Source organism: Jeotgalicoccus sp. WY2 (genome assembly GCF_018437745.1).
GTDB classification, from domain to species: domain Bacteria; phylum Bacillota; class Bacilli; order Staphylococcales; family Salinicoccaceae; genus Jeotgalicoccus; species Jeotgalicoccus psychrophilus.
In genome coordinates this window covers 766,544-791,870 of sequence record NZ_CP049818.1, presented here as the reverse complement: position 1 = coordinate 791,870, position 25,327 = coordinate 766,544, and the positions used below count along the sequence as shown (strand labels likewise).

30 protein-coding genes and 3 pseudogenes are annotated in these 25,327 nt (G+C 40.1%); 23 read left to right on the top strand and 10 right to left on the bottom strand.

Annotated features, from left to right (window positions below; genetic code table 11):
• Positions 1 to 27 precede the first annotated feature (27 nt).
• The 6 genes from G4D76_RS04665 to G4D76_RS04645 all read left to right on the top strand — a co-directional run bounded on the left by G4D76_RS04665 (position 28) and on the right by G4D76_RS04645 (position 4,362).
• The gene (locus G4D76_RS04665; RefSeq protein ID WP_213810680.1) at positions 28 to 366 is read left to right on the top strand and encodes a metallophosphoesterase family protein; all 339 of its coding nucleotides are present in this window, start codon (positions 28 to 30) and stop codon (positions 364 to 366) included.
• Positions 363 to 1,586 carry a 5'-nucleotidase C-terminal domain-containing protein gene (locus tag G4D76_RS04660; protein ID WP_213810679.1) on the top strand — a complete coding sequence of 408 codons (1,224 nt, stop codon included), beginning with the start codon at positions 363 to 365 and terminating at the stop codon, positions 1,584 to 1,586. The genes G4D76_RS04665 and G4D76_RS04660 overlap by 4 nt, the downstream gene beginning before the upstream one ends.
• Complete coding sequence (locus G4D76_RS04655) at positions 1,570 to 1,791, top strand: hypothetical protein (protein ID WP_213810678.1); 222 nt, start codon at positions 1,570 to 1,572, stop codon at positions 1,789 to 1,791. The genes G4D76_RS04660 and G4D76_RS04655 overlap by 17 nt, the downstream gene beginning before the upstream one ends.
• Positions 1,792 to 1,816: 25 nt before the next feature.
• Entirely contained in the window at positions 1,817 to 2,683 is an 867-nt protein-coding gene (rlmD, locus tag G4D76_RS14650) for a 23S rRNA (uracil(1939)-C(5))-methyltransferase RlmD (protein WP_250130196.1), read from the top strand.
• A 51-nt stretch (positions 2,684 to 2,734) separates the two neighbouring features.
• Positions 2,735 to 3,196, top strand: a complete 462-nt coding sequence (locus G4D76_RS14645; protein WP_256440555.1) for a class I SAM-dependent RNA methyltransferase — start codon at positions 2,735 to 2,737, stop codon at positions 3,194 to 3,196.
• A gap of 833 nt (positions 3,197 to 4,029) precedes the next feature.
• On the top strand, positions 4,030 to 4,362 hold the full coding sequence (locus tag G4D76_RS04645) for a hypothetical protein (RefSeq protein ID WP_213810677.1): 333 nt from the start codon (positions 4,030 to 4,032) through the stop codon (positions 4,360 to 4,362).
• A 134-nt stretch (positions 4,363 to 4,496) separates the two neighbouring features.
• Here G4D76_RS04645 and G4D76_RS04640 read toward each other — a convergent pair whose 3' ends face one another.
• From G4D76_RS04640 to G4D76_RS04630, 3 genes are all read right to left on the bottom strand, one after another.
• On the bottom strand, positions 4,497 to 4,646 hold the full coding sequence (locus G4D76_RS04640) for a CoA-transferase (protein WP_213810676.1): 150 nt from the start codon (positions 4,644 to 4,646) through the stop codon (positions 4,497 to 4,499).
• Between the two features lie 11 nt (positions 4,647 to 4,657).
• Positions 4,658 to 5,485 (bottom strand): alpha/beta hydrolase, encoded by an 828-nt coding sequence (locus tag G4D76_RS04635; protein WP_213810675.1) that lies wholly within the window; start codon positions 5,483 to 5,485, stop codon positions 4,658 to 4,660.
• Between the two features lie 72 nt (positions 5,486 to 5,557).
• Complete coding sequence (locus tag G4D76_RS04630) at positions 5,558 to 5,887, bottom strand: dioxygenase family protein (protein ID WP_250130195.1); 330 nt, start codon at positions 5,885 to 5,887, stop codon at positions 5,558 to 5,560.
• A 279-nt stretch (positions 5,888 to 6,166) separates the two neighbouring features.
• Here G4D76_RS04630 and G4D76_RS04625 point away from each other — a divergent pair, with 279 nt between their 5' ends.
• The 3 genes and pseudogenes from G4D76_RS04625 (at position 6,167) to G4D76_RS15815 (ending at position 8,310) form a co-directional block, all read left to right on the top strand.
• Positions 6,167 to 6,505, top strand: coding sequence for an endonuclease/exonuclease/phosphatase family protein (locus G4D76_RS04625; protein WP_213810674.1), 339 nt, complete (start codon positions 6,167 to 6,169; stop codon positions 6,503 to 6,505).
• On the top strand, positions 6,484 to 6,933 hold the full coding sequence (locus tag G4D76_RS04620; protein ID WP_213810990.1) for an exodeoxyribonuclease III: 450 nt from the start codon (positions 6,484 to 6,486) through the stop codon (positions 6,931 to 6,933). Before G4D76_RS04625 ends, G4D76_RS04620 begins: the two co-directional genes overlap by 22 nt.
• Positions 6,934 to 7,108: 175 nt before the next feature.
• Positions 7,109 to 8,310, top strand: a pseudogene (locus tag G4D76_RS15815) (DUF819 domain-containing protein).
• An 86-nt stretch (positions 8,311 to 8,396) separates the two neighbouring features.
• On the opposite strand, the pseudogene G4D76_RS04610 reads toward G4D76_RS15815, so the two are convergent.
• Positions 8,397 to 9,628, bottom strand: a pseudogene (locus tag G4D76_RS04610) (YeeE/YedE family protein).
• A 243-nt stretch (positions 9,629 to 9,871) separates the two neighbouring features.
• On the opposite strand from G4D76_RS04610, the gene G4D76_RS16645 reads away from it, so the two are divergent.
• Genes G4D76_RS16645 through G4D76_RS16635 form a run of 3 tightly spaced genes read left to right on the top strand, consistent with a single transcriptional unit; the run spans position 9,872 to position 11,279 of the window.
• Complete coding sequence (locus G4D76_RS16645) at positions 9,872 to 10,411, top strand: MFS transporter (RefSeq protein WP_371814584.1); 540 nt, start codon at positions 9,872 to 9,874, stop codon at positions 10,409 to 10,411.
• An 8-nt stretch (positions 10,412 to 10,419) separates the two neighbouring features.
• On the top strand, positions 10,420 to 10,914 hold the full coding sequence (locus G4D76_RS16640; RefSeq protein ID WP_371814583.1) for an efflux MFS transporter permease: 495 nt from the start codon (positions 10,420 to 10,422) through the stop codon (positions 10,912 to 10,914).
• 38 nt (positions 10,915 to 10,952) lie between these two features.
• On the top strand, positions 10,953 to 11,279 hold the full coding sequence (locus G4D76_RS16635; protein WP_371814582.1) for an MFS transporter: 327 nt from the start codon (positions 10,953 to 10,955) through the stop codon (positions 11,277 to 11,279).
• A 108-nt stretch (positions 11,280 to 11,387) separates the two neighbouring features.
• Here G4D76_RS16635 and G4D76_RS04600 read toward each other — a convergent pair whose 3' ends face one another.
• Positions 11,388 to 12,347 (bottom strand): threonine ammonia-lyase, encoded by a 960-nt coding sequence (locus G4D76_RS04600; RefSeq protein WP_213810673.1) that lies wholly within the window; start codon positions 12,345 to 12,347, stop codon positions 11,388 to 11,390.
• A 493-nt stretch (positions 12,348 to 12,840) separates the two neighbouring features.
• Here G4D76_RS04600 and G4D76_RS04595 point away from each other — a divergent pair, with 493 nt between their 5' ends.
• Complete coding sequence (locus tag G4D76_RS04595) at positions 12,841 to 13,503, top strand: DUF4097 family beta strand repeat-containing protein (protein WP_213810989.1); 663 nt, start codon at positions 12,841 to 12,843, stop codon at positions 13,501 to 13,503.
• 12 nt (positions 13,504 to 13,515) lie between these two features.
• Positions 13,516 to 13,815 carry a TIGR04104 family putative zinc finger protein gene (locus tag G4D76_RS16630; protein WP_213810672.1) on the top strand — a complete coding sequence of 100 codons (300 nt, stop codon included), beginning with the start codon at positions 13,516 to 13,518 and terminating at the stop codon, positions 13,813 to 13,815.
• Between the two features lie 82 nt (positions 13,816 to 13,897).
• Here the strand turns inward: G4D76_RS16630 and G4D76_RS04585 are convergent, their stop codons facing one another.
• Both G4D76_RS04585 and G4D76_RS04580 read right to left on the bottom strand, forming a co-directional pair.
• The gene (locus G4D76_RS04585; RefSeq protein WP_213810671.1) at positions 13,898 to 14,491 is read right to left on the bottom strand and encodes a DUF2812 domain-containing protein; all 594 of its coding nucleotides are present in this window, start codon (positions 14,489 to 14,491) and stop codon (positions 13,898 to 13,900) included.
• Positions 14,484 to 14,795: a PadR family transcriptional regulator gene (locus G4D76_RS04580; protein ID WP_213810670.1), complete on the bottom strand. Its 312-nt coding sequence runs from the start codon at positions 14,793 to 14,795 to the stop codon at positions 14,484 to 14,486. The genes G4D76_RS04585 and G4D76_RS04580 overlap by 8 nt, the downstream gene beginning before the upstream one ends.
• A gap of 179 nt (positions 14,796 to 14,974) precedes the next feature.
• Here G4D76_RS04580 and G4D76_RS15810 point away from each other — a divergent pair, with 179 nt between their 5' ends.
• Both G4D76_RS15810 and G4D76_RS04575 read left to right on the top strand, forming a co-directional pair.
• Positions 14,975 to 15,259, top strand: coding sequence for an iron-containing alcohol dehydrogenase (locus G4D76_RS15810; protein WP_256440534.1), 285 nt, complete (start codon positions 14,975 to 14,977; stop codon positions 15,257 to 15,259).
• A complete protein-coding gene (locus tag G4D76_RS04575; protein ID WP_256440533.1) occupies positions 15,232 to 16,185 on the top strand; it encodes an iron-containing alcohol dehydrogenase in 954 nt (317 codons plus the stop codon). The genes G4D76_RS15810 and G4D76_RS04575 overlap by 28 nt, the downstream gene beginning before the upstream one ends.
• A 33-nt stretch (positions 16,186 to 16,218) precedes the next feature.
• Here G4D76_RS04575 and G4D76_RS04570 read toward each other — a convergent pair whose 3' ends face one another.
• Positions 16,219 to 16,425 carry a hypothetical protein gene (locus G4D76_RS04570; RefSeq protein ID WP_026858706.1) on the bottom strand — a complete coding sequence of 69 codons (207 nt, stop codon included), beginning with the start codon at positions 16,423 to 16,425 and terminating at the stop codon, positions 16,219 to 16,221.
• A gap of 207 nt (positions 16,426 to 16,632) precedes the next feature.
• On the opposite strand from G4D76_RS04570, the gene G4D76_RS04565 reads away from it, so the two are divergent.
• The 6 genes from G4D76_RS04565 to G4D76_RS04540 all read left to right on the top strand — a co-directional run bounded on the left by G4D76_RS04565 (position 16,633) and on the right by G4D76_RS04540 (position 22,399).
• Entirely contained in the window at positions 16,633 to 17,262 is a 630-nt protein-coding gene (locus tag G4D76_RS04565) for an ABC transporter substrate-binding protein (RefSeq protein WP_213810669.1), read from the top strand.
• Complete coding sequence (locus tag G4D76_RS04560; protein ID WP_213810668.1) at positions 17,219 to 17,572, top strand: TroA family protein; 354 nt, start codon at positions 17,219 to 17,221, stop codon at positions 17,570 to 17,572. Before G4D76_RS04565 ends, G4D76_RS04560 begins: the two co-directional genes overlap by 44 nt.
• A gap of 14 nt (positions 17,573 to 17,586) precedes the next feature.
• The gene (locus G4D76_RS04555; RefSeq protein ID WP_213810667.1) at positions 17,587 to 18,681 is read left to right on the top strand and encodes an NAD(P)/FAD-dependent oxidoreductase; all 1,095 of its coding nucleotides are present in this window, start codon (positions 17,587 to 17,589) and stop codon (positions 18,679 to 18,681) included.
• A 336-nt stretch (positions 18,682 to 19,017) separates the two neighbouring features.
• Positions 19,018 to 20,199, top strand: coding sequence for an IS256 family transposase (locus G4D76_RS04550; RefSeq protein WP_213810316.1), 1,182 nt, complete (start codon positions 19,018 to 19,020; stop codon positions 20,197 to 20,199).
• 237 nt (positions 20,200 to 20,436) lie between these two features.
• Complete coding sequence (rlmD, locus tag G4D76_RS04545; RefSeq protein ID WP_051238960.1) at positions 20,437 to 21,831, top strand: 23S rRNA (uracil(1939)-C(5))-methyltransferase RlmD; 1,395 nt, start codon at positions 20,437 to 20,439, stop codon at positions 21,829 to 21,831.
• A gap of 250 nt (positions 21,832 to 22,081) precedes the next feature.
• Complete coding sequence (locus G4D76_RS04540) at positions 22,082 to 22,399, top strand: GNAT family N-acetyltransferase (RefSeq protein ID WP_213810666.1); 318 nt, start codon at positions 22,082 to 22,084, stop codon at positions 22,397 to 22,399.
• Between the two features lie 52 nt (positions 22,400 to 22,451).
• On the opposite strand, the pseudogene G4D76_RS04535 reads toward G4D76_RS04540, so the two are convergent.
• Positions 22,452 to 23,423, bottom strand: a pseudogene (locus tag G4D76_RS04535) (NADP-dependent oxidoreductase); the annotation flags it as partial.
• Positions 23,424 to 23,542: 119 nt separating this feature from the next.
• Entirely contained in the window at positions 23,543 to 24,730 is a 1,188-nt protein-coding gene (locus tag G4D76_RS04530) for an NADH-dependent flavin oxidoreductase (protein WP_213810988.1), read from the bottom strand.
• A gap of 163 nt (positions 24,731 to 24,893) precedes the next feature.
• Here G4D76_RS04530 and G4D76_RS04525 point away from each other — a divergent pair, with 163 nt between their 5' ends.
• Positions 24,894 to 25,316 (top strand): hypothetical protein, encoded by a 423-nt coding sequence (locus G4D76_RS04525; protein WP_213810665.1) that lies wholly within the window; start codon positions 24,894 to 24,896, stop codon positions 25,314 to 25,316.
• Positions 25,317 to 25,327: the final 11 nt, after the last annotated feature.

Here is a 25,327-nt window from a genome sequence, read left to right as displayed (position 1 = left end):
TATATATCGATTTATGAGGTGAATATATTGAAGCTGACGGTCTTTGCAACAACGGATGTGCACGGCGCAATTTATCCGTATAATTATTTTGATAATGAACCGAAAGATAATGCATTATTGAAGTTCAAAACATATATTGATAAATACAAAGCAATGAACGATAAAGAAACGGTCATAACAGTGGACAACGGCGATTTGCTGCAGGGAGACGTCTGGAGTGAATTTGACAGCACTAATCCCGCTCAGGCTCTCGTTCCGGGTATTATTAATGAAATGTACGATGTTATCGGATTAGGCAACCATGAGTTTAATTTTGGTCTGCCTTTTTTAAATGAATTTTTAAACAGGTTACTGTACCGATTGTGAATTCGAATGTAGACTTTTTGGATGATTCTTTAAAGGACCTGGTAAAGGGCAGTTATATTAAAGAAATCGAGACAGAAGAAGGTACGGTTAAAGTCGGATTTTTAAGTGTTGTGCCAACCCAGATTTTAAAATGGGATAAATTTCATTTGGAAGGCAGAGTGAACGCCGAACCGATGACTGAAGCAGTCAAAGAAACAACGGCGCAGTTGAAAACTGCAGGCGCTGACATTATCATCCTGCTGTCTCATACAGGAATGAGTAATGCAGATAATGATTTATCGCAGTTTGGAGAGAATCAGGCTGTGTTAATGGCAATGATGGAAAACATAGACGGTATTGTTTTCGGACATACCCACGATGTGTTCCCAAACGGCAATTTACTGATTGAGGACGACCGTATTGATATTGACAGAGGAACTTTCAATAATCTGCCGATGGTGCAGCCGGGAGTGTCTGCAAGCCATCTCGGGGTGCTTAGTTTTGAGCTTGAGTACAGTGCGGATCAATGGCAGGTCAAACAGGCAGACAGCAGACTAATCGGTGCAGAAGATATCGTCTTAAAAGATGATGAACTGGCTGATTACCAGAAAGATCATGAACGGGTGCTGAATTATTTAGAAATACCGATTGGTAAAACAGATTATCCGCTGAATACTTACTTCACGAGAGTAATTCCGTCACGCGGTGTGCAGTTCGTCTCGGAAGCGACAGTCTGGTTTGCAAAAGAACGGGCAGAACTGAAAGATATTAATACACCGGTCATCGGTTTTAATTCAGCGGTAAAAGTAGGGCGTGACGGCGCGCATGACTATACAGATATACCTGCAGGAGAAATGACTATTGCAGACAGTATCGATTTATATAAACATGCAAATACACTGCTCATTATTAAGATTACAGGTAAAGTGCTGAAAGAATGGCTGGAATGGGCCGCATCCTCATTTAATGATTATGATGGTGAGGAAATATTACAGCCGAATAATTCACGCTACGGTTTTCCAGGTTACAACTTTGATACATTCTTTGATCTCGACTATACATTCGACCTGACAAAACAGGCGCGCTATGAAAGCTCAGCACATCAGATTAATGATTCAGAACGGGTGATTAAAATGATGTACAAAGGTATGCCGATAAAAGATACAGATGAGTTTATCGTCCCGGCAAATAATTATAAAGTAGCCTATGCACCATTTTTAAGAGATGCAGAAATATTATGAATCGGATATTTCAGTACGGGATATTGTTACTGAATATATAAAGAGCGGTGAGACATTCAGCTATCATAATCCGATGACGATTATTCCGCATGATACGTATACATTTACGACGGCAGCAGCAGCGAAAGAATATACGGAAGGCTTGCCGATTGAGCATTTAGAAGATTGCGGCGACGGCTTCAGTACATTCCGCGTAAAGCTTTAAAATTAATGAAGTAAGAGGTTTTAACATGAATGCAGTAACTAAAAATAATAACTATGAGGCAGTAGTAGAGGACTATACCCACGAAGGAATGGGAATAGTTAAAGTCGATGGCTATCCGGTATTTTTACCGGATGTTTTAAAAGGTGAGACAGTAGAATTTAAAGCAGTCAAAGTGAACAGCAAGTATGCTTTCGGCAAAGTTTTAAATGTTCTAAAGCAGTCGCCGAACCGTCAGACGCCGCCGTGTGAATATTACTTCCAGTGCGGCGGCTGCCAGATACAGGTAATGAATGACGCCGAGCAGGCAGTGTTTAAACGTCAAGTCGTTGCACAGAACATTAATCAGCAGGCGAGATTAAATCTTAAAATTAACGATACGGTAACGGGAGATTCTCTGTATTACCGTAACAAATCACAGATTCCTGTACAGAAAATTGACGGCAGACTCGTGATGGGATTCTATAAACCGCGTTCTCACGATATCGTGGATATCGAACACTGCTATATTCAAAAACATTTGCATAATGATATTATGCTGTTTATAAAAGATAAACTGATCGAAGAAGATACATCGATTTACGATGAAACATCGCACCAGGGGCTGCTGAGACATCTTGTGATCCGTTCAAACAGCGACGACAGTGAAGTGCAGGTTGTCTTTATAACGAACGGCAAACGCAACGAGTTTTTATCGATTGTTAAAGCGTTAAAAGAGGCGTATCCGAATGTGAAGAGTATCGTGCAGAATATCAACGATGAGAAAACAAATGTGATATTCGGCAGACGTTCAATCGTCCTGCTTGGTCATGATTATATTACGGATACGCTGCTTGGCAAGTCATTTAAAATACGCGACACGTTCGTTTTACCAGGTCAACCATGCACAGACTGAAAAGCTCTATCAGATCGGGCTGGATATGGCAGATTTAAACGGGACGAAACGATTATCGATACGTATTCAGGCATCGGTACAATCGGTCTTGCAGCATCGGACCGTGTCAGCAAAATTATCGGTATTGAAATTGTCGACAGTGCAGTTGAAGATGCGATAGAAAATGCGAAACTGAACGGCATTGATAACGCGGACTACTACTTAGGGAAAGCAGAAGAAGTAATGCCGAAACTCGTTAAAGAGGGTGTCAGCGCTGACGTTGTATTCGTCGATCCTCCGCGTAAAGGATGTCATACACAATTCTTAGATTCGCTTATTGAAGTGAGTCCGAAGAAGATTGTTTATATTTCATGTAATCCGAGTACACTTCAAAGAGATATGAAATATCTGGAGAGACATGACTTTAAAGCATCAGAAGTCACACCTGTTGATTTGTTCCCGCAGACAAAACATATTGAAGCGGTTACTGTATTAGAAATACAAATATATAAAATAGATGAATCTGGGACATAAATATCTCTAGAATAAATACTCCGTACGTTAGCAATCCTTTAGGCATCGCGTAAGCCTGCAGTCTTACGCTGATGCTATTCCCCAAGGAGTCTAACGTACGGAATTTATCTATGTTTCATAAAACATATTATCTTCTCTGACTGCACTGTAAACCGAACAAGAGACAGCTTATAAAAAGCGTCTCTTATTCGGGTTTTTCTATGCTCTAAAGATTCTCTTGTTTATACTTAAATAAACTATCTGTACGGAGGGCTATCATGGCGAGACTTTTCACGTCTTTTGAAATTAAAGAACGGGAACAAAACCCAAATGTATTGAGGGTATCTGATCGATCTATCACATATCACCCGGAATTTAAAATACGCGCGGTAGAAGCCCATGAACAAGGCTTTAATCCCACAAATCTTCTGTAATCATGGGTTTTATTTGGATGTCATCGTTAAAAAATAATCGGTACGATGCTTGTTCCGCTGGCGTCAAACCTATGCATAATACTGACAAAAATGCTGTCAAAACTAATGGTACTGTTGCAACAAATGCAGCAAAAAAATTAGGTATAATAAAACAAACTACACATCACAGGGTCAGACGTTATACAAAAATGCGAAGTACATTGTATGATATTAATATGAAGAGGATAGGAGACTAAATGACTCAATTATTTACTAACTTGAATTTGAGTATAACTGCAAGTGGAGGAACACCATATTTCCTAGCATCAAAGGATAATAGGATTAGATTTGATATTGATTATGTAGATCATAATATTCTAAATAATATTTTAGTTTATTGAGTATCTCAAGTACTTATTTAAACTAATTTACTTGGATAATGTGGAAGAATTGGGTAAGAAGTATAGGGAAGAGACAAGTATTGTTAATGATTTTTTCCAAACTAATGAATGTGAAATTATATCAATAAAAGACGAAGAAGATAACAACAAAATATTTAATTTTCATCAGATAAAGAACTGTAAAGAAAATGATATATTAAATTATATTCTCGATATATCGAATGGAGGGTATAGTAACTTACTATATTTTTATAATGATAGCATGATCATTAAAATTAGTTCAGATATACTGGATATTGTTCATGAGGATTCCAATATTATTACTTTAATGAAAGTAGAGTTCAATAGTTTATATGATAAGTATCACGAATAACCTAAAGGCTAGATTACCTTGAGTAATCTAGCCTTATTTTATAGTTCAATATCTTTTGATTTGGCATCTCTTCACAGCGTAATGGACTTGGCATAATAAATTCTCCATTTTCTCTTAACTTAATGTCCAATTTATTATACCAAGTCCACCCCAAGCAGGGCATTTTCTGTGTGCAGATAGTATTTTTCCTTATCCAGATAATTGGCAACGAGGGTAGGGGTACCAATACCGAGGTTAATTACTGACTGTTCTTCCAATGCCCCGGCAGCGCGCTCTGCAATCATATCTTTTATACTCATTTCTGATCTATGAATTCTTTAATTTCTTTGTTTAAATCCGGATTATTATTGAAGACAATTTCATAATGAATAAGTCCATGATTCGTTGATTTTATATCACTCACTGTTTCCAGCATGAGGCTGTAGCCTTCCTTACTGAACAGTGGTGTATTATCTTTAATCGGACCGGTGCAGATAATGAGCAGTACCGGTATTTTTACATTTTGATAGATTTTCGAATGAGGATATTCATAAAAGCTTTCAAAATCCTGCTTGGTCAGCGTATAGTCGGATTTCGGATGAATTGCTCCATTAACTTCATGAGCGATGACCTGATTCATCACAGCTGACCATTTAACACCAAGTGCACCATAGGACTGCTTCATCATATCCAGATAGTCATCTGAGGAATCGAATGATTTCTCCAGCCGGCCGAGAGATGGAATCACCAAATTACTTGTATCTTCATTGGCAACACCGCCGCCGTCGACGAGAACAACTTTCTGAATTTTATCTGACTGTGCAGCTGTATCTAATGCAATATAACCGCCCATCGAGTAGCCCGCGAGAATGAATTTATCGTAATCGAGAGAATTCATCAGCTGCAGCAAATCTTCAGTGTGCTGATGAATATTTGTCGGGTCCGACTGAATAGAACTGTCGCCGCGGCCGCTTAAATCATAGCTCAGAGTATCGTAAGTATCTTTAAAATGCTCCTGGAAATGATGCATCTGCAGATAATTACACGTCAGGCCGTGAATAAATATTAATAAGACATCTTTTTTACCGTTACCGGTTTTATTTACATTAATCATTTTCTCTTTAGTTTGAATGCGTTCTGTCATGCTTATCCTCCTATTCAACAGTTTAAATTCCTCCTATTAATAAAAGGGCATGTCACCATGCCCGGTTTGTTACTACAGTTTACGCATTACGAAATCAAGTGATGCTACTTTATGATCTCCTTTATCGATAAGTTTTGTAATCAGTTCATCACGTACACCTTCAGCAACGTCTGTTTCCATCCACTTGTCACCCTCGAAGAAGACTTGAGTAATCAGTGTTTCGTGTCCGTCAGCTTTGAACATGAGGTGTTCATGAGCAGGACGCATAGGGTGCTGTTCCATATAACCAAGGAATTCACCAGTCGGGCTCTGGTCTGGAATAGAGTAAGGAATCGCCAATTTATGCGGCCGTACTGTAGGCAGGTCACATATAAAAATATTTACTGAAGAAATATTGCTCATTTCCGCCGTCCTATTTACACATATCGTACATAGATATGATATTCGAACACCCGTTCATTAATATATAACTAATGAAAGCATTATCAATAAGTTTTCGGAAAATTTGATAAAAACAATATATTATTTGAAGAGTATATACTTCTCCCGCTGTCTTGAATTATTTCTTGAAAAATTGTATAGTTCATGCATTCGCTTCAATTAAATCGCTGATTTTTCTATATAATGTGTTTTACCTGTCAGAAGAAAATTGAAGTGTCGTAATAATTAGGAGGAAATATTTTGAAGTTTATTTCATGGAATATCGATTCACTGAATGCCGCACTGACGAGCGAGTCGGCGAGAGCGTTATTATCGAGAGATGTCTTAAAATCAATACAGGCACATAACCCCGAAGTGATTGCGATTCAGGAAACCAAACTGTCGGCAGCGGGACCGACTAAAAATGTGGAAATTTTACAGGAGTCATTTCCAGGTTATAAAGCGGTATGGCGCAGCTCAGTAGAACCGGCACGTAAAGGATACGCCGGCACGATGTTTTATATAAAGAAGAACTGCAGCCTGAAGCCACTTATCCATCTATCGGTTCGCCGGGAACTATGGACAGTGAAGGCCGTATAATTACTTTAGAGTTTGATGATTTTTACATTACTCAGGTCTATACGCCAAATGCGGGCGACGCTTTGAAACGTCTTGAAGAACGTCAAATTTGGGATGAGTGTTATGCTGAATATATAAAGGAACTGGACTTTAACAAAACCGTTTTCGTTACAGGAGACTTTAATGTGGCTCACAAGGAAATTGATCTGGCTAATCCTAAAGGCAACCGCCGTTCTGCGGGTTTACAGATGAGGAACGTCAAGGCTTCACAATTGCTGGATAAAGGATTCACAGATACTTTTCGTCATATTCACGGAGACATACCGGTGTGTATTCATGGTGGGCACAGCGTGCAAAACGAGTGTAAGATTAATAACTCGGGATGGAGAATTGATTACTGGCTCGTGAGCAGCCGTATTGCAGAAAAAGTAATAAATCGAAATGATTGATTCCGGAACGAGACAGGATCATACGCCGATTCTTCTAGAAGTGGATTTATAAGAAGATGTGTCTGCTTTTATACAGCAGATGCATTTTTTTCTCTTTTAAAAGATTTACAATTATCTGTTAATATTATTTGCCCTGGAGTAAAATAAGAGTAACTATACATAAGGAGGAGAATTTATGGAAGAGACAACGAGTCTCATACATCCCGAAAATTACTGGGTGCTGTGGGCAATATTAATTGGTTGGGCCGCAGTAGCGATAATGCTGGAGCAGAAGTACAGCTGGGCATCGAAACTGTCAGGTGCGATTATCGCGCTTGCCGGTGCAATGCTGCTGAGTAATACAGGGGTCATTCCATTAGAATCACCGGTATACGATACGGTGTGGACTTATGTGGTGCCGCTGGCGATACCGCTGCTGTTATTTCAGTCGAACGTCGTTAAAGTATGGCAGGAGAGTAAACGGCTTTTAATATATTTTTAATCAGTACAGTCGGGACTATAGCGGGAACGATTACCGCATTCTTTATTCTGAAAGAATATATTCCGCAGCTGAATTACATCGGTGCGATGCTGAGTGGATCGTACACAGGGGGCGGAGTCAACTTTGCGGCAATGGCAACGCGTTTTGATGTGCCGCAGGATACAGTCTCTTCAACCGTTGTTGCGGATAATCTGCTGATGGTGCTGTATTTCTTCGTTCTGATTACGATACCGGCATTAAGTTTCTTCAGGAGTAAATTCGGTACGCCTCTATTGATGAGATAGAAAAAAGTGGCGGCAGCGATAACCAGGCTTCTAATTATTGGAAAGAGAAAGAAATATCGCTGCAGGATTGCAAAAGCTATCGGAACAGTTTGTGATTGTTGCAGTATCTTTCAGTTTAGCGAGCTTCTTCTCTAATCTGATTCCTGCAGACAGCAATATACTGTTTATCTATATTGAGCGGTATTATCGGTGATGATTATCTGATGCTGACGACACTGACATTACTTTAGTTGCACTGTTTCCTAAATACTTTGAAAGTATTTCAGGCTCTCAGGAATTCGGGACATTCTTTATCTACATATTCTTTGTAGTCATCGGTGTTCCTGCATCAATACCGCTGATCATACAAAATGCACCGTTAATTTTAGTATTTGCAGCAATTATTGTGTTTATAATATGCTGGTTTCATTTGGTTTTGGACGTTTTTAAAATTTAATCTTGAGGAAATTATACTGGCATCGAACGCAAATAGGCGGACCGACAACAGCAGCAGCAATGGCAATATCGCGGGGCTGGACAAAGCTCGTTGGTCCAATTTTAATTATTGGTACACTCGGTTATATTATCGGAAACTATATTGGTACATCACTCGGTATATGGTTTACTTCATAATGTAATAAAAATCCCCTTCATTAAAATTCACATTTTAATGAAGGGGATTTAATTTTAGCTGGGACTTTGGTCCAAGTTTATTCTTATTAACATACAGAGTCATTCGATTTTGGTACGGATAAGCCGAATAGGGGCCTCAGATAAAGTGCAAGGAATGTCCCGCCGATGGCAACGATGCCCCAAATATAACCGTGCAGGCTGAATGAAGCAATGCCGCCGAAGTAAGCACCGATGTTACAACCGAATGCGAGGCGTGCTCCGTAGCCCATTAAAAGACCGCCGATGACTGAAGCCATGAAATTACCTTTGTTGATTTTAGTGAACTTAAACAAACCGCCTGCTGCTGATGCTAAAAATGCACCCAGGATTACCCCGAAGTTAAGTACAGTAGTAGAGTCGGCAAATATTGATGAGTTTAGAGCAGTTGCCGCTTCTCCCTGCCAATAACCCCAGCTGGCAACGTCAAACCCGATGAATTCCGCGACTTTAGATCCCCATAGCGCAAATGCTGAAGTGATTCCCCACGGTTCACCGCGCGTCATCAGTGTCAAGGCATTTAACACTGCAAGAGCGACTGCTGCAACCATTAAAGGCCACGATCCTCTGAAAACTCTTTTCCAGCCGCGTGTACTTGGCAGCGGCGCAATTTTAGGGGATTTTCTCTTTTTCTCAACGACTTTACTGATAAAGGCGATTAAACCGAATATCAGTAACGAGACGACCAAAGCACCGCCGTAGCCAAGATTAGTCGAAGTTGCGAGTGAAAATGAGCCCATGGAGGGGAGATCTTCCGTCCAGAATGGTAAATGTGCTGCACCGATCGTCGTACCGATGATGAAGAAAATCAAGGTAATGAACATTACGGAACGCCCGGCACCGATTGAATACAGCGTGCTGGAGGCACAGCCGCCGCCAAGCTGCATGCCGATACCGAATATAAATGCACCAACAATCAGACTGACACCAATTGGTGAGACATAACCTGTGACTTCTGCACCGAAAAATGAAATGCCGAGTGCTAAAATAGGTGCGAATAATACAGTTGCTGTACCAAGCATTACCATATGCGCCCGTATTGCTTCACCGTTGCCGACAGACATCAGCCGTCTAAAGGCGGAAGTGAAACCGAAACGCGCATGAAATAACGTAAACCCGAGCAGTAAACCAAGCACCATAAGAACTGGCTGCATGATGACTGGGTGATTGCTAAATACATAAATAAAACTAAACTGACTAGAATTCCACCACCGATAAGCAATTTTTGAGGATCTTTCAGTGTATCTGCATGAGGCTGGACCGGGTCCATTGATTTACTCATGGTATTTTATTACTAATCAATTGAATCCCTCTATTTCTGAGTGATTTAGTATGATTTAGACAGTATAAGAGGACAGCAGACATTTGTCAAAGGAAATTATCATCTTCTTCTTTATTAAAATTAAATTTAAGTGGAGTAATTAAAAGATAATCTGCTATGATTTAAAGAAGTGCAGTAACCGGAATGTGCGTTGTAGAATGATTAATATAAGAAAAACTATTTTAAAACAGAAAGAAGAATGTAATGGAAGCTTTAATAAATACTAAACATACGAAATTAATGGCGTTTGCACTAATGCTCGGAGCGTTTGTCGGCCTGTTCGGAGAAACTGCACTAAATATGGCATTGACCGATGTAATGAATGAATACGATATTACGGCATCTGCCGCTCAGTGGCTGACTACCGGATATTTGCTGACGATGGCAGTATTAATACCTGTATCAGCATTTCTAATTAAATGGTTTTCAACGAGGCAGCTGGTTGCTGCTTCACTGTCAATATCAGGCCTCGGTGCGGTGCTGGCCGCATTATCTCCGAATTTTGAACTGCTGCTCTTAGGACGGATTGTTCAGGCACTTGGAACTGGAATAATATTACCCCTGATGCTAAGTGTGCTGATGGTGATTTTCCCGGTTCATAAACGCGGAATAGTTATGGGATTGATGGGACTTGTCATTACGGCCGCTCCGGCAATCGGTCCGACAGCTTCCGGTGTAATTATCACAACTATAGGCTGGAGTTTATTTTTTGGATCAGTGCAGCACTATATGCGTTACTGCTGATCTATTCATTGATAGTGGTCGAAAATGTTTCGACAGTGACAAAACCTAAGCTGGACTATGTTTCTGTTGTTTACTCTACGATTGGTTTTGGCGGTATTGTTTACGGTTTAAGCATGTATGCTGACAATCCGTTTACATCAGTGCTTGTCTGGATGCCGTTGATATTAGGTATAGCGTCATTAATTTTATTTGCACGTAGACAGACAGTGCTTGAAACTCCACTTATTAATTTAGAGATATTTAAATTTCCAATGTTTACATTTGGAACACTGATGATGTTTTTAAGTCTTTTTATAATTTTATCGACATCAATTTTAATGCCGCTTTATTTAAAAGGAGCACTCCTGTTTACAGCTGCCGCGGCAGGGCTGATTCTACTGCCGGGGAATATACTTAATTTTATAATGTCACCTGTTGTAGGGGCTATGTACAATAAGATTGGACCAAAGTTCTTTGTCGTTACCGGATTTGGTTTAATTACTGCTGCGAATATTGGATTTTAATAGTTCTTGGTGATACTACACCTGTATGGCAAGTTATTGTGCTGTTTATGATAATGTTTATCGGTTTGCCTATGACTATTATGCCATCTCAGACAAATGCGATGAATCAGCTGCCTCATCAGTTATATGCGGATGGTTCTGCTGCGATGAACACACTGACTCAGGTCGGCGGGGCACTTGGCACAGCAATCGCGATTACCTTGTTCACGATTGGACAGAGTTCTGCGGCAAATGAAGGTGCGGAGTTTGGGATTGCTGCAGGTACACACTTCGCATTTTACTTTATAACAGCAATTTCTTTAATTGGTTTAATTGGCTCATTATTTATCTATGACAGTACAAAAGAAAAAGGATCTGGGACATAAATGTTTCCAGCATAAATAATCCGTACGTTAGCCTTGCCTTTGGCATCGCGTAAGCCTGTAGTCTTACGCTGATGTCATTTCCCAAGGAGTCTAACGTACGGATTTTATTTAGAATTCAGTATCTTTAATGTAGTCGAGCTGATCAAAACCTAAGTTGCCGCCGGTAATGACGAAACAGATTTTATCTTCTCTGTTTACTTTGATTTCTCCGTTTAAAATACCTCCGATAGCGATTGAAGAAGATATTTCTGTTAAAATCTTCGCTTCCATCAGCATTAATTTCTGACCTTTTTTCATCGCTTCTTCACTGACTGTATGGAATGTATCAACGTATTTCTGTACGACAGGGAAGTTTTTCTCGCCTGGAATAATACTGACTAAACCATCTGCGATTGTCCCTTTGTTTTCAACCTGAGTGAGTTCACCATTTTGCAGACTAGTAGAGAATTTAGGCAGGTTTGCCGGCTCAACACCATGTACTTTAATATTATCTTTAGTTTCTTTAACCGCTGTAGCAATACCGCCAATTAGACCGCCGCCGCTTGCCGGTACAAAGATGTGATCCACATCCGGAAGCTGTTTTAGAATCTCAAGGCCGACAGTACCTTGACCGGCCATAATTCCGTAATCATTAAAAGGCGGAATCAATGTGTAGCCGTGTTCCTCAACGAGAGATTCCTGTAATTTAAAACGTTCTTCGACTGTTGTTGGAATAATTTCAGCACCGTAATCAGCAATTTTCTGAAGTTTAAACGGCGGCGCAGTATCAGGTACTGCCACAGTCGCTTTAATACCAAGCATTTTAGAAGCATAAGCAACCGCATGCCCGTGGTTGCCGGAAGATGAAGTGACGACACCGCGGGACAGTTCTTCATCTGTCAGCTGCAGCAGTGCATTCATTACCCCGCGCAGTTTAAAGGCTTTAGTACGCTGCATGTTTTCTAGTTTAACGTAGACTTCACAGCCTAAAATTTCTTCAAGATTATGTAATCTTAAAACAGGTGTTTCAATGATATAAGGTTTAATACGTTCGTGTGCAGCTTGAATATCAGATAGTGTTAACGTCATATGTCCATCTCCTTCTAATAAATTAAGTTAATCATAACTCTTTTTCAGAAAATATAAATATACGATACTTGGTAATATAATCGGACTCCATTTATAATGGTATTAAAGAGTAATATCGATATAATAAATTTGAGAAGCGGGAGAAGTTAGATGTCACTAAATGAGTTTATAAAAGAACTAGATCAAGAACTTAACGTACTGCCCGAAAATCGGCGCAAGGAAATTATAGATGATTTCGAAAAACAATAGGAAAAGCAATAGAGCTTGGGGACACAGAAGATATCTTCTTAAAATATTGGGAGAACCCCGTAAAGTCGCTGAGAAATTATCGCTGAAGAAATTGTTGAAGACAACCGGAGCAGCAACCGTGAAGTAACAGAAACGTTATGCTCCTGAACAGGGAATTCGTCAGAACTGAAGGCTATAATATTAATCAACTGTTATTAACGGTGAGATGGTGGATATTAATAATTGAAAGGGTAAAAAGCTCGGTATTAAATTTTTAAGTTACACTCATAAAGGCAAGCTTGAATATAAAGCGCAAAATAATCAGCTGACGATATATCACAGCAGTTCAAAAGATGAAGTGAAATTTAATAACATTATTGATTTTATGAAAAAGCGCAAGCATCTTAAAAAAGATGAACTCGTGATTATCTGGCCGGAAAAACTGGATATGATTTCCGTAAATAATAAAAATGGCAAAGTGATTATCAGTGATATTGAAGCGGAAGAATTTAAAATAAAAACTAAAGAAGGCGCTGTAGAAACTGCAGGACTGACAGGTAACTACGGTGAGTTTCAGTCCTCTATGGGAGCATTGAAAGTGGAATCGAGTGACTTCCAAAACCTTTATATGGAAACAGAAATGGGCAAAATTACTGCCGGCGGGGTTAAAGCAGAAAGGTATAATCTAGTGACGGAACTCGGTAAAATTTCATTGGATAACCTGACACCTGACAGCGATTTAAAAGCACTCAGCAAGATGGGCTCAGTCAGTGTGAACTATCGGACAAAGCCCGAAAACACAAAGATTGTTGCACGGGCAAACGTCGGTAAAGTTAAAAATGCACTGGAACAAAACAAAATAACAGAGCAGCTATACAGAGCGGAATATATGAGTGAGATGGGCTCGGTTAAAATAACATTATCTTAAGGGGCGGATTATTTGGCGCGCTGTACGAAATGTCAGACAGAATGGACGTTTAAAGATAAAGTGAGGACGTTTACAAATCTTGATGGATCTGCAAAATGTCCAAATTGCGGAGAAAAACAATACCTCAGTTTGAAATCGAAAAGACAGGGGTCAATGCTCAGTATGATAGTGATACTGGCAATGTTTGTACCGGGGTTTTTCGATACTCCGTTAATGGTACATATAATAATTGGATTAATTGCTGTAGTAATAGTGCTGTTGCTCCAAGTATCGTTAATTAAGTTGTCCGGGAAAGAAGAATTTCCAATATAAATTAAAACTCCGTGGAACATTCCGACGGAGTTTTATTATATTAATAATCTCTTTTTTAAATTTTCACTTTTAGACGAAACTGTTAATTTTCCAGTTCAAGTTCTTTTTTAGCTTTGTCCATTCTATAATAAGAGATGAGAAGCAGTACTACTGTTACAGGAAAAAGTATTGCTGGCGCCACTCTCATCAGCGCGAAGGGCAATTCAAACAGAAAAGCTCGCCAAAATTCCATGCCTTCCATTTCCCATAAGCCAGGTGTTAAAAATATCATTCCCGTGTCGTCCGGCAGAAAAAGCATTGAGTACACTAAAAACAAAATTGCCAATCCGCCGGTCATCTTCATATATCGCTTATAATAATTTATTTTAGATTCTCTGTCGGAAAACAATTCGTCATTGCCATCCGATACCTTCGACCAGACTTGTGTCATCATACCGAAACGTCCGCCTCTAATATGATTCCACCCGAATTCTTCGTGGATGCTGACGTATTCTTCGTATTTCTGTTTACCCATCTGTTCCTGGTAATCCACCCGTGTCATGTAATCTTCAGCAGTTTTCTCAAACTTATAAATGAAATCCAGTGAAATATCAGTTAAACGATATCCTTTTTTCTGCATCTGGTTAATCCATTGTTCTTCTTTCAGCGGATCGATAAAAAACTTGTACTTATTCATTTGAACCACCCTCATAAAGTGAAATAAATTTTTTAAGCCGCGTGTTTTCAAGTTCCAGTATTTCTTCGCCAAGTGTGGTGACCTGGTAGACTTTTTTACGTTCTGCAGGATCTGAAATCAGTTCTATATATTTATGTTTTTTTAGATTATCAAGCGCACCATAAAGTGTGCCTGCTGCGATATTAACCTGGCCGGCGGACATTTCGCTGACGAGCTGCATAATTGCATAGCCGTGCAAAGGCTTCCTTAATGCGATCATAATTAAATGCATTGTTTCCGATAACGGTAATAGTTTAGGTCTCATATTATTCACCTCTTAGTATATAGTTCAACTATATAGTTAGACTGTATACATGTCAACTGTATAGTGTTATTAAAATAAGCAGTGAATTTAATCTTTTTATCATTTTACTCTCACTCAAATTTAGGAATGGGTATATAGAATATATGTAACAGATTATTTCTGAACGTGTGGAAGGAAAGATGACTATGTTATTTAAAATGTACAGCCGTGCATATCAGGGGATAATGAAGAGTACTGCACACTTATTAAACTGGCAGCCGCCAACAGTAATGAACTGTGTGGGGTGCATTGATAGACTGGCTCCTAAATTAACTGAAGAAAATATAAAAAAAGTTTTAATCGTGACTGATGAAGGCATTGTAAAAGCGGGTCTTCTCGATAAGATGCTCGACAGTTTAAATGAAGAAAATATATTTATTTTATATATAAAGGCACAGTGGCGAATCCTACAACAGAAAATATAAAAGAAGCTGTAAATGTATATAACGAACAAAATTGTGATGGTATTATCGGCTTTGGAGGCGGATCGGCAATCGACTGCGCTAAAGGTACAGGTATTGCAGCAGCGAAAAACACTACGGATTTCAGCCGTTTTAAAGGTGTCTTGAAAGTAAGAAAGAAACTGCCTTATTTCGTTGCGGTGCCGACAACAGCGGGAACTGGCAGTGAAGCGACAATCGCAGCTGTTATTACCGACAGTGAAACGAAGGAGAAATACGCAATAATTGATACTAAGCTGATGCCTGATGCAGCAGTGCTTGATCCGGAACTTCTTCTTGGTCTGCCGCAGCATATGACGGCTTTTTCAGGTATGGATGCATTAACACATGCAGTGGAAGCGTATCTTAACCGCAGCAATACGAAGCAAACGAAAATGCTGAGCGAGGAAGCAATTGAACTGATATATGATAATTTATATAAATCTTATGACAACGGTCAGGACATTCAGGCGCGCACAAATATGCAGCGGGCGTCTTATTTTGCAGGCAAGGCATTTACAAGAGCCTACGTAGGAAATGTTCATGCGATGGCCCATGCTTTAGGTGCACGATACAATGTCCAGCACGGCCAGGCAGTTTCTATTATTCTGCCTTATATTCTGGAAGAATACGGCGAAGCGGTTCACGGTAAACTGGCGCATCTCGGTGATATTGCGAAAGTGACTGAAGAAGGGGACAGTATTGAAGTTAAAGCAGAGAAATTTATTGAAAGCATTAAAGAACTAAATACCAAAATGGATGTTGGTACGAAGTTTAAGGAATTGAAAAATGAAGATTTGAAATCACTGGCTGATGCAGCTTACAGAGAAGCGAATCCTTTATATCCGGTACCGGTAATGTTCAGTAAATCAGATTTTATAAGAATGTATAAACAATTAATGGTTTCTTAATATCAATAAAAGAAGGATAGTTCATCATGTGAACTATCCTTCTTTTTTAGTAGGCGGAGTGTGCAGAGATGCTTCAATAGCAGCGCCGGCACTAATGCCGAGTGCAATTCCTGCTAATATCCAAAAGCCGGCATGTCCGAAAATTAAACCTGTGATAATTCCTATTAAAATACCGATAGCAGCACCTATTGCCATAAACCGGTAGACGGAATTAAAGTCGCGATGTCTGTATGCAGTCATACTATCATCCCCTTAACGGTAAAATTTCTCTTTTTACTTATATACCACGAGGGTGTAAATCGAAACGGTAAAGGCATATTGACATATTATATTTTTGGCTGAGATGTATTAAGAATAGTTGACATTAAGCGGTATTAAGAATAGAATTCTATTTGATAATGATTATCAGTATCATATTTAATTATAAAAATTGAATGGAGAAAATAGATGAAAAAATTAGCAGTTTTAATGCTGGGAATCTCGATCTTTGCTGCAGGTTGCTCAAACAGCGAAGAAAATACAGCTGAAGAGTCAACAGGTGAAGAACGTACTTTAACGGATGATGCAGGCAATGAAGTTACAGTTCCTGAAAATCCGGAACGTATTATCGGTACATACCTTGAAGATGATTTACTTACTCTGGGAGAAACACCGGCGGCACAGTGGACAGTTGGCGAAGACAGTGTTCAGGAATACCTTCAGCCAGAAGGCCTGGAAAGACTGCCCTTAATGCCGTTTGATTTACCATTTGAAGCGGTAGTGCAGGAAGAACCCGATTTACTTATGTTAAGTTCATCCGATCTGGCTGATGGGGAAAAATACGACAGCTACTCTAAAATTGCTCCGACTTTCGTTGTTGAGAGCGGCAGCTACGATGACTGGAGAGACCGTTTAACCCGCGTTTCCGAAGTATTCGGAAAAGAAGATTTAGCACAAGAAAAAGTAGCTGAATACGATGCGCTTATTGAAGAAACTTCAGCGGAGTTGGAAAGTGAAGTTGGTGAAGAAACCGCAGTCGCAATCTGGTGGACAGGTGATTCTTACTTTATCTCAAATAAAGATAAATCGAGCGGGTGAAGTATTATATAACGATTTAGGTTTAAGCGTACCGCCGTTAGTAGAAGAACTTTCAACTGATAATGAAACACCGTGGATTGAAGCATCACTTGAGAGTCTTGCGGAAATGAAAGCGGACCATATATTCTTTATCGGCAATGCCGAAGGTGACAGCGAGACTGCATTTTCAGATGATGTATTTAAAAACATTCCGGCAGTAGAAAATGGCAATGTTTACGAATACACACAGGCTGACAGCTGGTTATACAGCGGCTATATTGCGAACAGTTTAATCGTCGAAGATGTCGAAGAAGCATTGGGTTCTAACTAAGGAGTGTATTGTTGATGACTAAGAATATATATGATGTCACTGTAATCGGCGGAGGACCTGCAGGATTGTTCAGTGCATTTTATGCAGGGCTCAGAGAAATGAAGACTAAAATAATCGACGGACAGGATAAACTCGGCGGCAAAGTTCATCTTTATCCGCAGAAAATGATTTGGGATATCGGCGGAACTGAGCCCCTTGCTGCAGGTAAATTGATAGAAAAATCGATTGCGCAGGGACTGACATTCAAACCGGACGTCGTCTTGAATACGATAGTGACTAATATTCAAAAAGAGAACGATGAATATTTTAGTGTTGAAACATCAACAGGAGATAAACATTATTCTAAAAGTGTCATCATTACTATCGGCGGAGGCGGTATGATTAAGCCCGTTAAGCTGAATATTGAAAATGCACATCTATTTGAAGATAAAAATCTTCATTATGCAGTGCCTGATATTAAACGCTTTTCAGATAAGAAAATACTCATTACCGGCGGCAGCTATTCAGCGGTCGACTGGGCAAACGACCTGTCTCCGATTGCACGTGAGATTCATATTATTTACCGCGGCGATGACCTGACAGCACACGAAGCGGATGTCAGCAGACTTCAGAAAAATGGTGTTAAAGTAATGACACAGTCTGAAGTCACAGGCGTCAGCGGCGGAGAGCTGATGGAATACGTCGAGATTACTAATAATCAGACAGGTGATATTACTCATAATGCTTACGATGAGCTGATTGTAAATCACGGCTACGATCAGGAAAATCTGCTGTTCAGAGAGAATAACCTCGGACTCAATCTGGAAAATGACTTTTTCGTTAAAGCTGCACCGACCGGCCTGACAAACGTACCGGGTATATTTGCTGCCGGAGACTGTATCAGATACACGGGGAAAGTGAACCTGATTGCCGGTGCATATGCAGATGCAGTGAACGCTGTGAACAACGCGAAAACCTATATTGATCCGAAGGCTGATCAGTTTGCAATGGTCTCTTCGCATAATCAGCGCTTTAAAAATAAAAAAAAAAATTATGTATTAATTATTAGGCGGCTTGGAAATCTTTATATTAAGATTTTTAAGTCGTTTTTACTTTTAGGACTGGCGTGACAGGGGCTCATGTGTATCCAGAGCTTTCGGGACTGGCGTGACAGGGGCTCATGTGTATCCAGAGCTTTTAGGACTGGTATGACAGGGGCTCATGTGTATCCAGGGCTATCGGGACTGGCATGACAGAAGTTCACGTGTATCCAGAGCTTTTAGGACTGGTATGACAGGGGCTCATGTGTATCCAGGGCTATCGGGACTGGCATGACAGAAGTTCACGTGTATCCAGAGCTTTCGGGACTGATTATGTCCATATAATTGTGTAAAAAAAGAGAGTCAGTATCTGACCCTATAGTACAATATTGCTACCAGACAAATTGACTAAGGGAGAATCAGATAATGACTCAACTAAATATTAACTTAAATATGGCTGATTTAACAGCCCAGATTCAAGAGTGTAACCTGAATGCCTTAACGAAAAGCTATACGATTGCGCTGCTCAATGCCTATATGGAAGCCGAACGTGACAAACATGTCCAAGCGGAACGCAGTGAACAAAACGACACCCGACAGGACTATCGAAATGGTTATTATGACCGTGAATATATGCTGCCTGTGGGTCGGATTAAATTAAGAGTCCCACGCACGCGCTCTGGCGAATTCTCGACAGAAGTGTTTGAGAAGTATCAGCGCATGGATCAGGCGCTGATACTGACCATGATTGAGTCTGTCATCAATGGAGTCTCGACACGCAAAGTGAAGAAACTGGTCAATGCATTATGTGGGGAAGAAGTATCTAAATCATTTGTATCGAACATCATGAAACGTCTGGATCCAGAAATTAAAGAATTCCGAGAACGCCCATTAAACTTAAAAAACTATCGATATATTTATGTCGATGCGATGTATATCGATGTCAGAGAGAACCATCGCATCGTGTCTAAAGCCGTGTATATCGCTCAGGGTGTCAATGATGATGACTATCGTGAGATTATTGGATTTATGGTATCTGGACAAGAGTCAGAGGCATCATGGACCCAGTTCTTTAAGAATTTACGCGCGCGTGGGCTCGGTACGCCTAAAATTGTGATTTCAGATGCGCACAAAGGATTAAAGAAAGCCATCAAGGGAGAATTTTTAGGGGCATCCTGGCAACGATGTACAGTTCACTTTCTTAAGAATATTATTGATGTGATGCCGAAAGATTCGAGCGATGAGCGTAATGCTTTAAAGCTCATTTTTAAAGCCACGAATCCGATGAATGCAAAGAAATACCGGACAGACTTTGAAGCATTGGTCAGCGGCAACCCCAAGTATGATAAGGCATTATTGAAATTGGACGAAGGGTTTGATGATGCGATGCAGTACTTGGTTGTGCCAGAACTTCACCAAAAGCACATTCGTACAACGAACAGTTTGGAACGTGTGAACGAAGAGGTTCGCAGGCGGGAGAATGTGATTCGTATCTTTCCTAACGTAGAATCTGCGGTTAGACTCGTTGGGGCCGTGTTGATGGATGAACATGAGAATATGTTAGCCCGTCGCAGCAGATTTCTCAGTGAGCCCCCTAAAAAGCAATAAAATTTGCCTTTCAGCCATGGCTGAAAGGCAAACATCACTACCTATTATCAATCGCTTTATTGTACTGTAAAAATCTTTACACAAGATTGTGGACTTGACTTCGGGACTGGCATGACAGGGGCTCATGTGTATCCAGAATTTCCAATCAGGCTTTTATCATTTTAGCTTGCAACAAGTCATCTCTATCAGTAAAATTATAAGAATGAATAGATGTGTGAGGGGATAATATTGGTTAAAATTGATAACGATCATATTGAAACATTTACAGTAACGATAGATGAACTGGATAGTAAAGGTTCGGGACGCGGTTACGCACTGCGCGACCATGGCGGACATAAACCGCGCAAATTGAATCTGGCTATTCCGCAGACATTGAGAGGGGAAACGGTGACTGTTGAAGTGCCGAATCCAACGAGAAAGCGTGCCAATGTCCTGCCAAAAGAAATAGTAACGGCGAACCCTGACAGGGTTACACCGCCATGCCCGCATTTTTCATTATGCGGAGGCTGCGTGTGGCAGCATTGGAGCTATGAGGCACAGTTAAAAGAGAAAACAGATTTTGTTAAGCGTGAACTGAAAAAGAACGATTTCGATACTTCACTTGTTAAAGATGCGATAGGCATGGAAAATAATCCGTTTGAATACCGTAACAAGATGGAATTTACGTTTGGTAAAAACGGTGAGCTCGGCATGCACGAACTTGGCAATTTCCGTAAAATTATCGATATCAATACGTGTTTAATTGCAAACAATGAAATGGTTGATGCCATGCTCGTTGTTTCTAAATGGGCGAGAAAATATGAGCTACCGGGATACGATAAAGAAAACCACACCGGACTGCTCCGTCACTTAATGGTAAGACGTTCTCAGGAAACAGAAGAAATGATGCTTGCAGTATTTGCAACTGAAAAACCGGAAGGTGATTTAGAGCCTTTAATCGATGAACTGGTTGAAGAACTTACTTCAAGTTTTAATAACATGAAGAGCATTATGTGGATGGTAAATACAGATATTGCCGACCGTACGCAATCTGAAGATACGCACCTGCTGCACGGCAGAGATTATATTCACGATGTAATGTACGGCTATAAATACCGTACATGGTTCGATACATTTTTCCAGACGAACCCGACTCAGGCGGAAAAATTAGTTGAATTGGCACTTGAAATGGCAGATGCGAAAGAACATGAACGTATGATTGATTTGTTTTGCGGTGTAGGAACATTCTCACTGCCATTTGCTCGGAAAGTAAAAGAACTTGCAGGCATTGAAATTGTTGAATCATCTATTGAATCGGCGAAACGCAATGCAGTAGACAACGGCATTGATAACACGTACTTTCTTGCCAAAGACGCACGTCGCGGTATGGATGAAATACTGGAAACGTGGGGCATTCCTGATTTACTTATGCTGGATCCGCCGCGTTCAGGTGCAGGCGGCAAAGTAATGCGCCGTATTGCCAGACTCGGAACGGACAGAGTTGTCTATGTATCGTGCAACCCTGAAACATTTGCAAAAGATATTACATGGATGAGAGAATTCGGCTATGAATTAAAAACTGTACAGCCTGTAGACTTATTCCCGCATACAGTTCACGTAGAAGTAGTAAGTCTGTTAGTGAAAACAAAATAGAAATCTTTAGTTTTATCAGTATTAAAAGTGAAAGGTGATTAAAACGGTGATTAATTTAATTCATTTGGATAAAACCAATGAATTGCCGAAGGTTAAAGATTTATATTTCGAGGCATTCCCTAAATATGAACGAGTTCCCTTTTGGCTTTTAATGTATAAATCAAAAAGAAAAATTGCGATTTATATGCGATTTATGATGAAAGTGAGTATATTGGCTTTTTGTACTTAACATTATAAAGATATTGTTTATGTGTTTTATCTTGCTATTGATCCGTCACAGCAGTCGAAAGGCTACGGGAGCATGGTATTACAACATTTAGAAGAAATTTACCAAGACAAACGTTTACTTTTAAATATAGAAAAAGTCGATCGTGCTGCGGATAATTATGAGCAGAGGTTTAAAAGAAAACAGTTCTATGAGAAAAATGGCTTTTTAAATACTAATTTTGAAATTGAAGATAAAAATATAGTGTACGAAATTTTATATTTAGGGGAAGATGTTTACGAATTTGAATATCATGCTTTATTCAAATCTTATTATGGCAGAATATTAAGCTTAATTTATTAAAAATAAAGAAGCCGTTTGAAGATGATAAAAATCTTCAAACGGCTTTTTACTATTAATCTAGTGAATCCGATACTTTAACGACCTGCTTGCCGAAATTGTCTCCGGTAAAGAGATTTCTAAAAGCTTCGGGCAGTTTATCGAAACCTTTTGCAATTGATACTTCGGATTTAATTTTACCTTCCTGAACCCACTGTGCAAGCTGCTTGCTCGTTTCTTCAGCTTCATCTTCGAACTGTGCAACGAGAAATCCCTGCATCAATGCCTGGGATTTAACCAGCTGTCCTTGAACACGTGGACCGTTATCGTTTTTACTGTTGTAAGAAGAAATGGTTCCGCAGACAGGAATTCTTGCGAATCTGTTCAAATGATTAAATACTTCGTCAGACACAGTGCCGCCGACATTTTCATAATATACGTCAATGCCGTCAGGGACAGCTGTTTTTAATTTATTGAAATCATCAGCTTTGTAATCGACACCGGCATCGAAACCTAATTCTTCTGTAAGGTAGTTTACTTTTTTCGAACCGCCGGCAATACCGACAACTCGTGCACCTTTAATTTTAGCGATTTGACCGACAACAGAACCGACAGCTCCTGAAGCTGCCGACACAACAACAGTTTCGCCTTTCTCCGGTTTACCGATGTTGAGTAAGCCGCCGTAAGCAGTGTGCCCCGGCATACCAAGTGTACTTAAATATAAATGAAGGGTACATCAGTTGAAACTACTTTACTTACATTTTCAGCTGCGGTCGTAATATTTTTTCCATGACAATCTGCCTGTCACGACATCATTTTCTTTAAACCATCAGCATTCGATTCGACAACTCTGCCCGATATATGACCCTTAGAGGTTCATCATATTAAAAGGTTTTGCATAGGACTTAGCATCATTCATGCGTCCGCGCATATAAGGATCGACTGAATATAAACACTTTCTATTAAGAGTTCATCAGTCTCAGGTCTTAACATCCGTCTCTTCGAATCTGAAAACATCATCACCCGGAAGACCTTCCGGACGTTTGCTAAACTAGGTTCATTCTTCAAAATAATCCTCCTCAAAATATTGTGTAAGAAGTGCATACTTAATATCAATACCCTTAAAAGGACAGTTTCAATTACTGTGGATAAAACCCGATAAATCAGCTATTCTTCATCCGCCAAACGTCTCAGTTCATCGCGCGTTTCTTTCGGCAGGCCTTCGCCGTAGTCCATCATGCGTACAATGTCTTTAAATGCGGCTTTAGGAATTTTTAAATCGTCCAGATCTGCAATAGTGAACTGCAAATCAATGTCGTCTTCGCGGCCGTCCCGCAGTTTAGGCACAAAGTCAGGTTCTGTAATGAACGGACTGGATGCGCCGACCATATCTGCATATTCTAATGCCTCCAATGCTTTGTCCGGGGTATTCACACCGCCGGTTGCCATCATCGGGATTCTGCCTTTAACATGCTCGTAGACGACTTTGTTCACCGGCTGACCCTGATAGGGGCCTTTAGCCCGGACTTCATTCTGATAAATATTGCGCCCCCAGCTGGCAATCGCAAGGTAGTGAATATCTGTAATTTCCCCGGCCCAGTCGACAAATTGCAAGAAGTCCTCCACGCTGTAACCGACATCATCGCCGCGTGTTTCTTCCGGCGTGCCCCTGAATCCGAATATAAAGTCTTCAGGTGCTTCTTTTTTAATAACGTCGCTCACTGCTTTAATCACTTCAAGGCCGAAGCGGGAACGGTTTTCGAGTGACTCTGCACCGTATTCATCGTCCCGTTCGTTTGAGAATTTCGAGAAGAAAGTCTGTATTAACAGCCGCTGTGCGGCAGATATTTCAATGCCGTCGAAGCCTGCTTCAATTGCACGTCCTGCAGCGTCGGCATATTGCTGGATCACCGTATCAATTTTACGTTTTGTCATCGGCAGCACCTGGTGTTTAATCGGCGTATTTAATTCCATAAAGCTCGGACCGTAAACAACACCTAGATCCAGTATTGCCTGGTTTGAAAAGCGTCCGGCATGTGTCAGTTGGAGAATGGCCTTAGCACCGTTTTTTTTCATGGCTGCAGCGAGCTTTTTTAGCCCCGGAATTGTTTTGTCATCAGCAACGCTGAAGCCGTATTCAAACAGCTGGCCGTATGGTTCTATATAAGCGGCCCCTGTGACTTGAATTGGTGCTGATGCCGCTCTTCTTGCATGATACAGTGTATCTTCTTCTGTTACATAGCCATCACGGGTTGATGAGTTGGTAATCATCGGCGACAGAACGAAGCGGTTTGACAGTTCAATGCCGTTCGGTAAAAGTAAAGGTTCAAATAAAGCTGAATATTTTTTATTCATCATGCTGCTCCTTATATACGTTCTTTTAATGATTACTTTCAAAGTAGCAATCTATAAAATTATTGTCAATCAGTTGAGTTCCTGATAATGAGCAAGCGGGCTGAGTTCATAGGGGGACTATGATACAATCATGTTATTATTATGATGGTGTGAGGGTTTATAAATGAAGCAATTACTGGATGTTTCTAATATTAAAAACGTAAAATTCACCGGAGTGTCTTTTATCGACGATATTGTCGGTCTCGGTGAGAAACGTATCGCAATCGATGCGAAACATTTTTACCGGCTGGATTTAGAAGCGCATAATATCGAACTGGTTATTAACCGGAAGTCATTGAATGAATATAGAGAAGAACGTAATAAGGTTTTGCTTGAACGTGAGAATTACGCAGAATTCGACCATATGAACAGCATGCTTGCCATGCTGGAACACGACTTTTTCAGCATCGACCGCATCAAATTATTTTATCGTGATAAAGATAATATTTCCGGGGAATATGTCATCGATACATCGGATGAAGACGCAATCGATATGACGACTGAAGTTCAAAACAAAGAACTGAGATTGAAAGTTCAATCGAAATGATGATAAAAAGG

Excerpts from the sequence above, each read along its gene's own strand:
- G4D76_RS04655 (WP_213810678.1), top strand. The coding sequence starts at position 1,570 with ATGCAGAAATATTATGAATCGGATATTTCAGTACGGGATATTGTTACT.
- rlmD (WP_250130196.1), top strand. The coding sequence starts at position 1,817 with ATGAATGCAGTAACTAAAAATAATAACTATGAGGCAGTAGTAGAGGAC.
- G4D76_RS04640 (WP_213810676.1), bottom strand. The coding sequence starts at position 4,646 with ATGATTGCAGAGCGCGCTGCCGGGGCATTGGAAGAACAGTCAGTAATT.
- G4D76_RS04635 (WP_213810675.1), bottom strand. The coding sequence starts at position 5,485 with ATGACAGAACGCATTCAAACTAAAGAGAAAATGATTAATGTAAATAAA.
- G4D76_RS04630 (WP_250130195.1), bottom strand. The coding sequence starts at position 5,887 with ATGAGCAATATTTCTTCAGTAAATATTTTTATATGTGACCTGCCTACA.
- G4D76_RS04620 (WP_213810990.1), top strand. The coding sequence starts at position 6,484 with ATGGACAGTGAAGGCCGTATAATTACTTTAGAGTTTGATGATTTTTAC.
- G4D76_RS16645 (WP_371814584.1), top strand. The coding sequence starts at position 9,872 with ATGGAAGCTTTAATAAATACTAAACATACGAAATTAATGGCGTTTGCA.
- G4D76_RS04600 (WP_213810673.1), bottom strand. The coding sequence starts at position 12,347 with ATGACGTTAACACTATCTGATATTCAAGCTGCACACGAACGTATTAAA.
- G4D76_RS04585 (WP_213810671.1), bottom strand. The coding sequence starts at position 14,491 with ATGAATAAGTACAAGTTTTTTATCGATCCGCTGAAAGAAGAACAATGG.
- G4D76_RS04580 (WP_213810670.1), bottom strand. The coding sequence starts at position 14,795 with ATGAGACCTAAACTATTACCGTTATCGGAAACAATGCATTTAATTATG.
- G4D76_RS15810 (WP_256440534.1), top strand. The coding sequence starts at position 14,975 with ATGACTATGTTATTTAAAATGTACAGCCGTGCATATCAGGGGATAATG.
- G4D76_RS04570 (WP_026858706.1), bottom strand. The coding sequence starts at position 16,425 with ATGACTGCATACAGACATCGCGACTTTAATTCCGTCTACCGGTTTATG.
- G4D76_RS04565 (WP_213810669.1), top strand. The coding sequence starts at position 16,633 with ATGAAAAAATTAGCAGTTTTAATGCTGGGAATCTCGATCTTTGCTGCA.
- G4D76_RS04555 (WP_213810667.1), top strand. The coding sequence starts at position 17,587 with ATGACTAAGAATATATATGATGTCACTGTAATCGGCGGAGGACCTGCA.
- G4D76_RS04550 (WP_213810316.1), top strand. The coding sequence starts at position 19,018 with ATGACTCAACTAAATATTAACTTAAATATGGCTGATTTAACAGCCCAG.
- G4D76_RS04530 (WP_213810988.1), bottom strand. The coding sequence starts at position 24,730 with ATGAATAAAAAATATTCAGCTTTATTTGAACCTTTACTTTTACCGAAC.
- G4D76_RS04525 (WP_213810665.1), top strand. The coding sequence starts at position 24,894 with ATGAAGCAATTACTGGATGTTTCTAATATTAAAAACGTAAAATTCACC.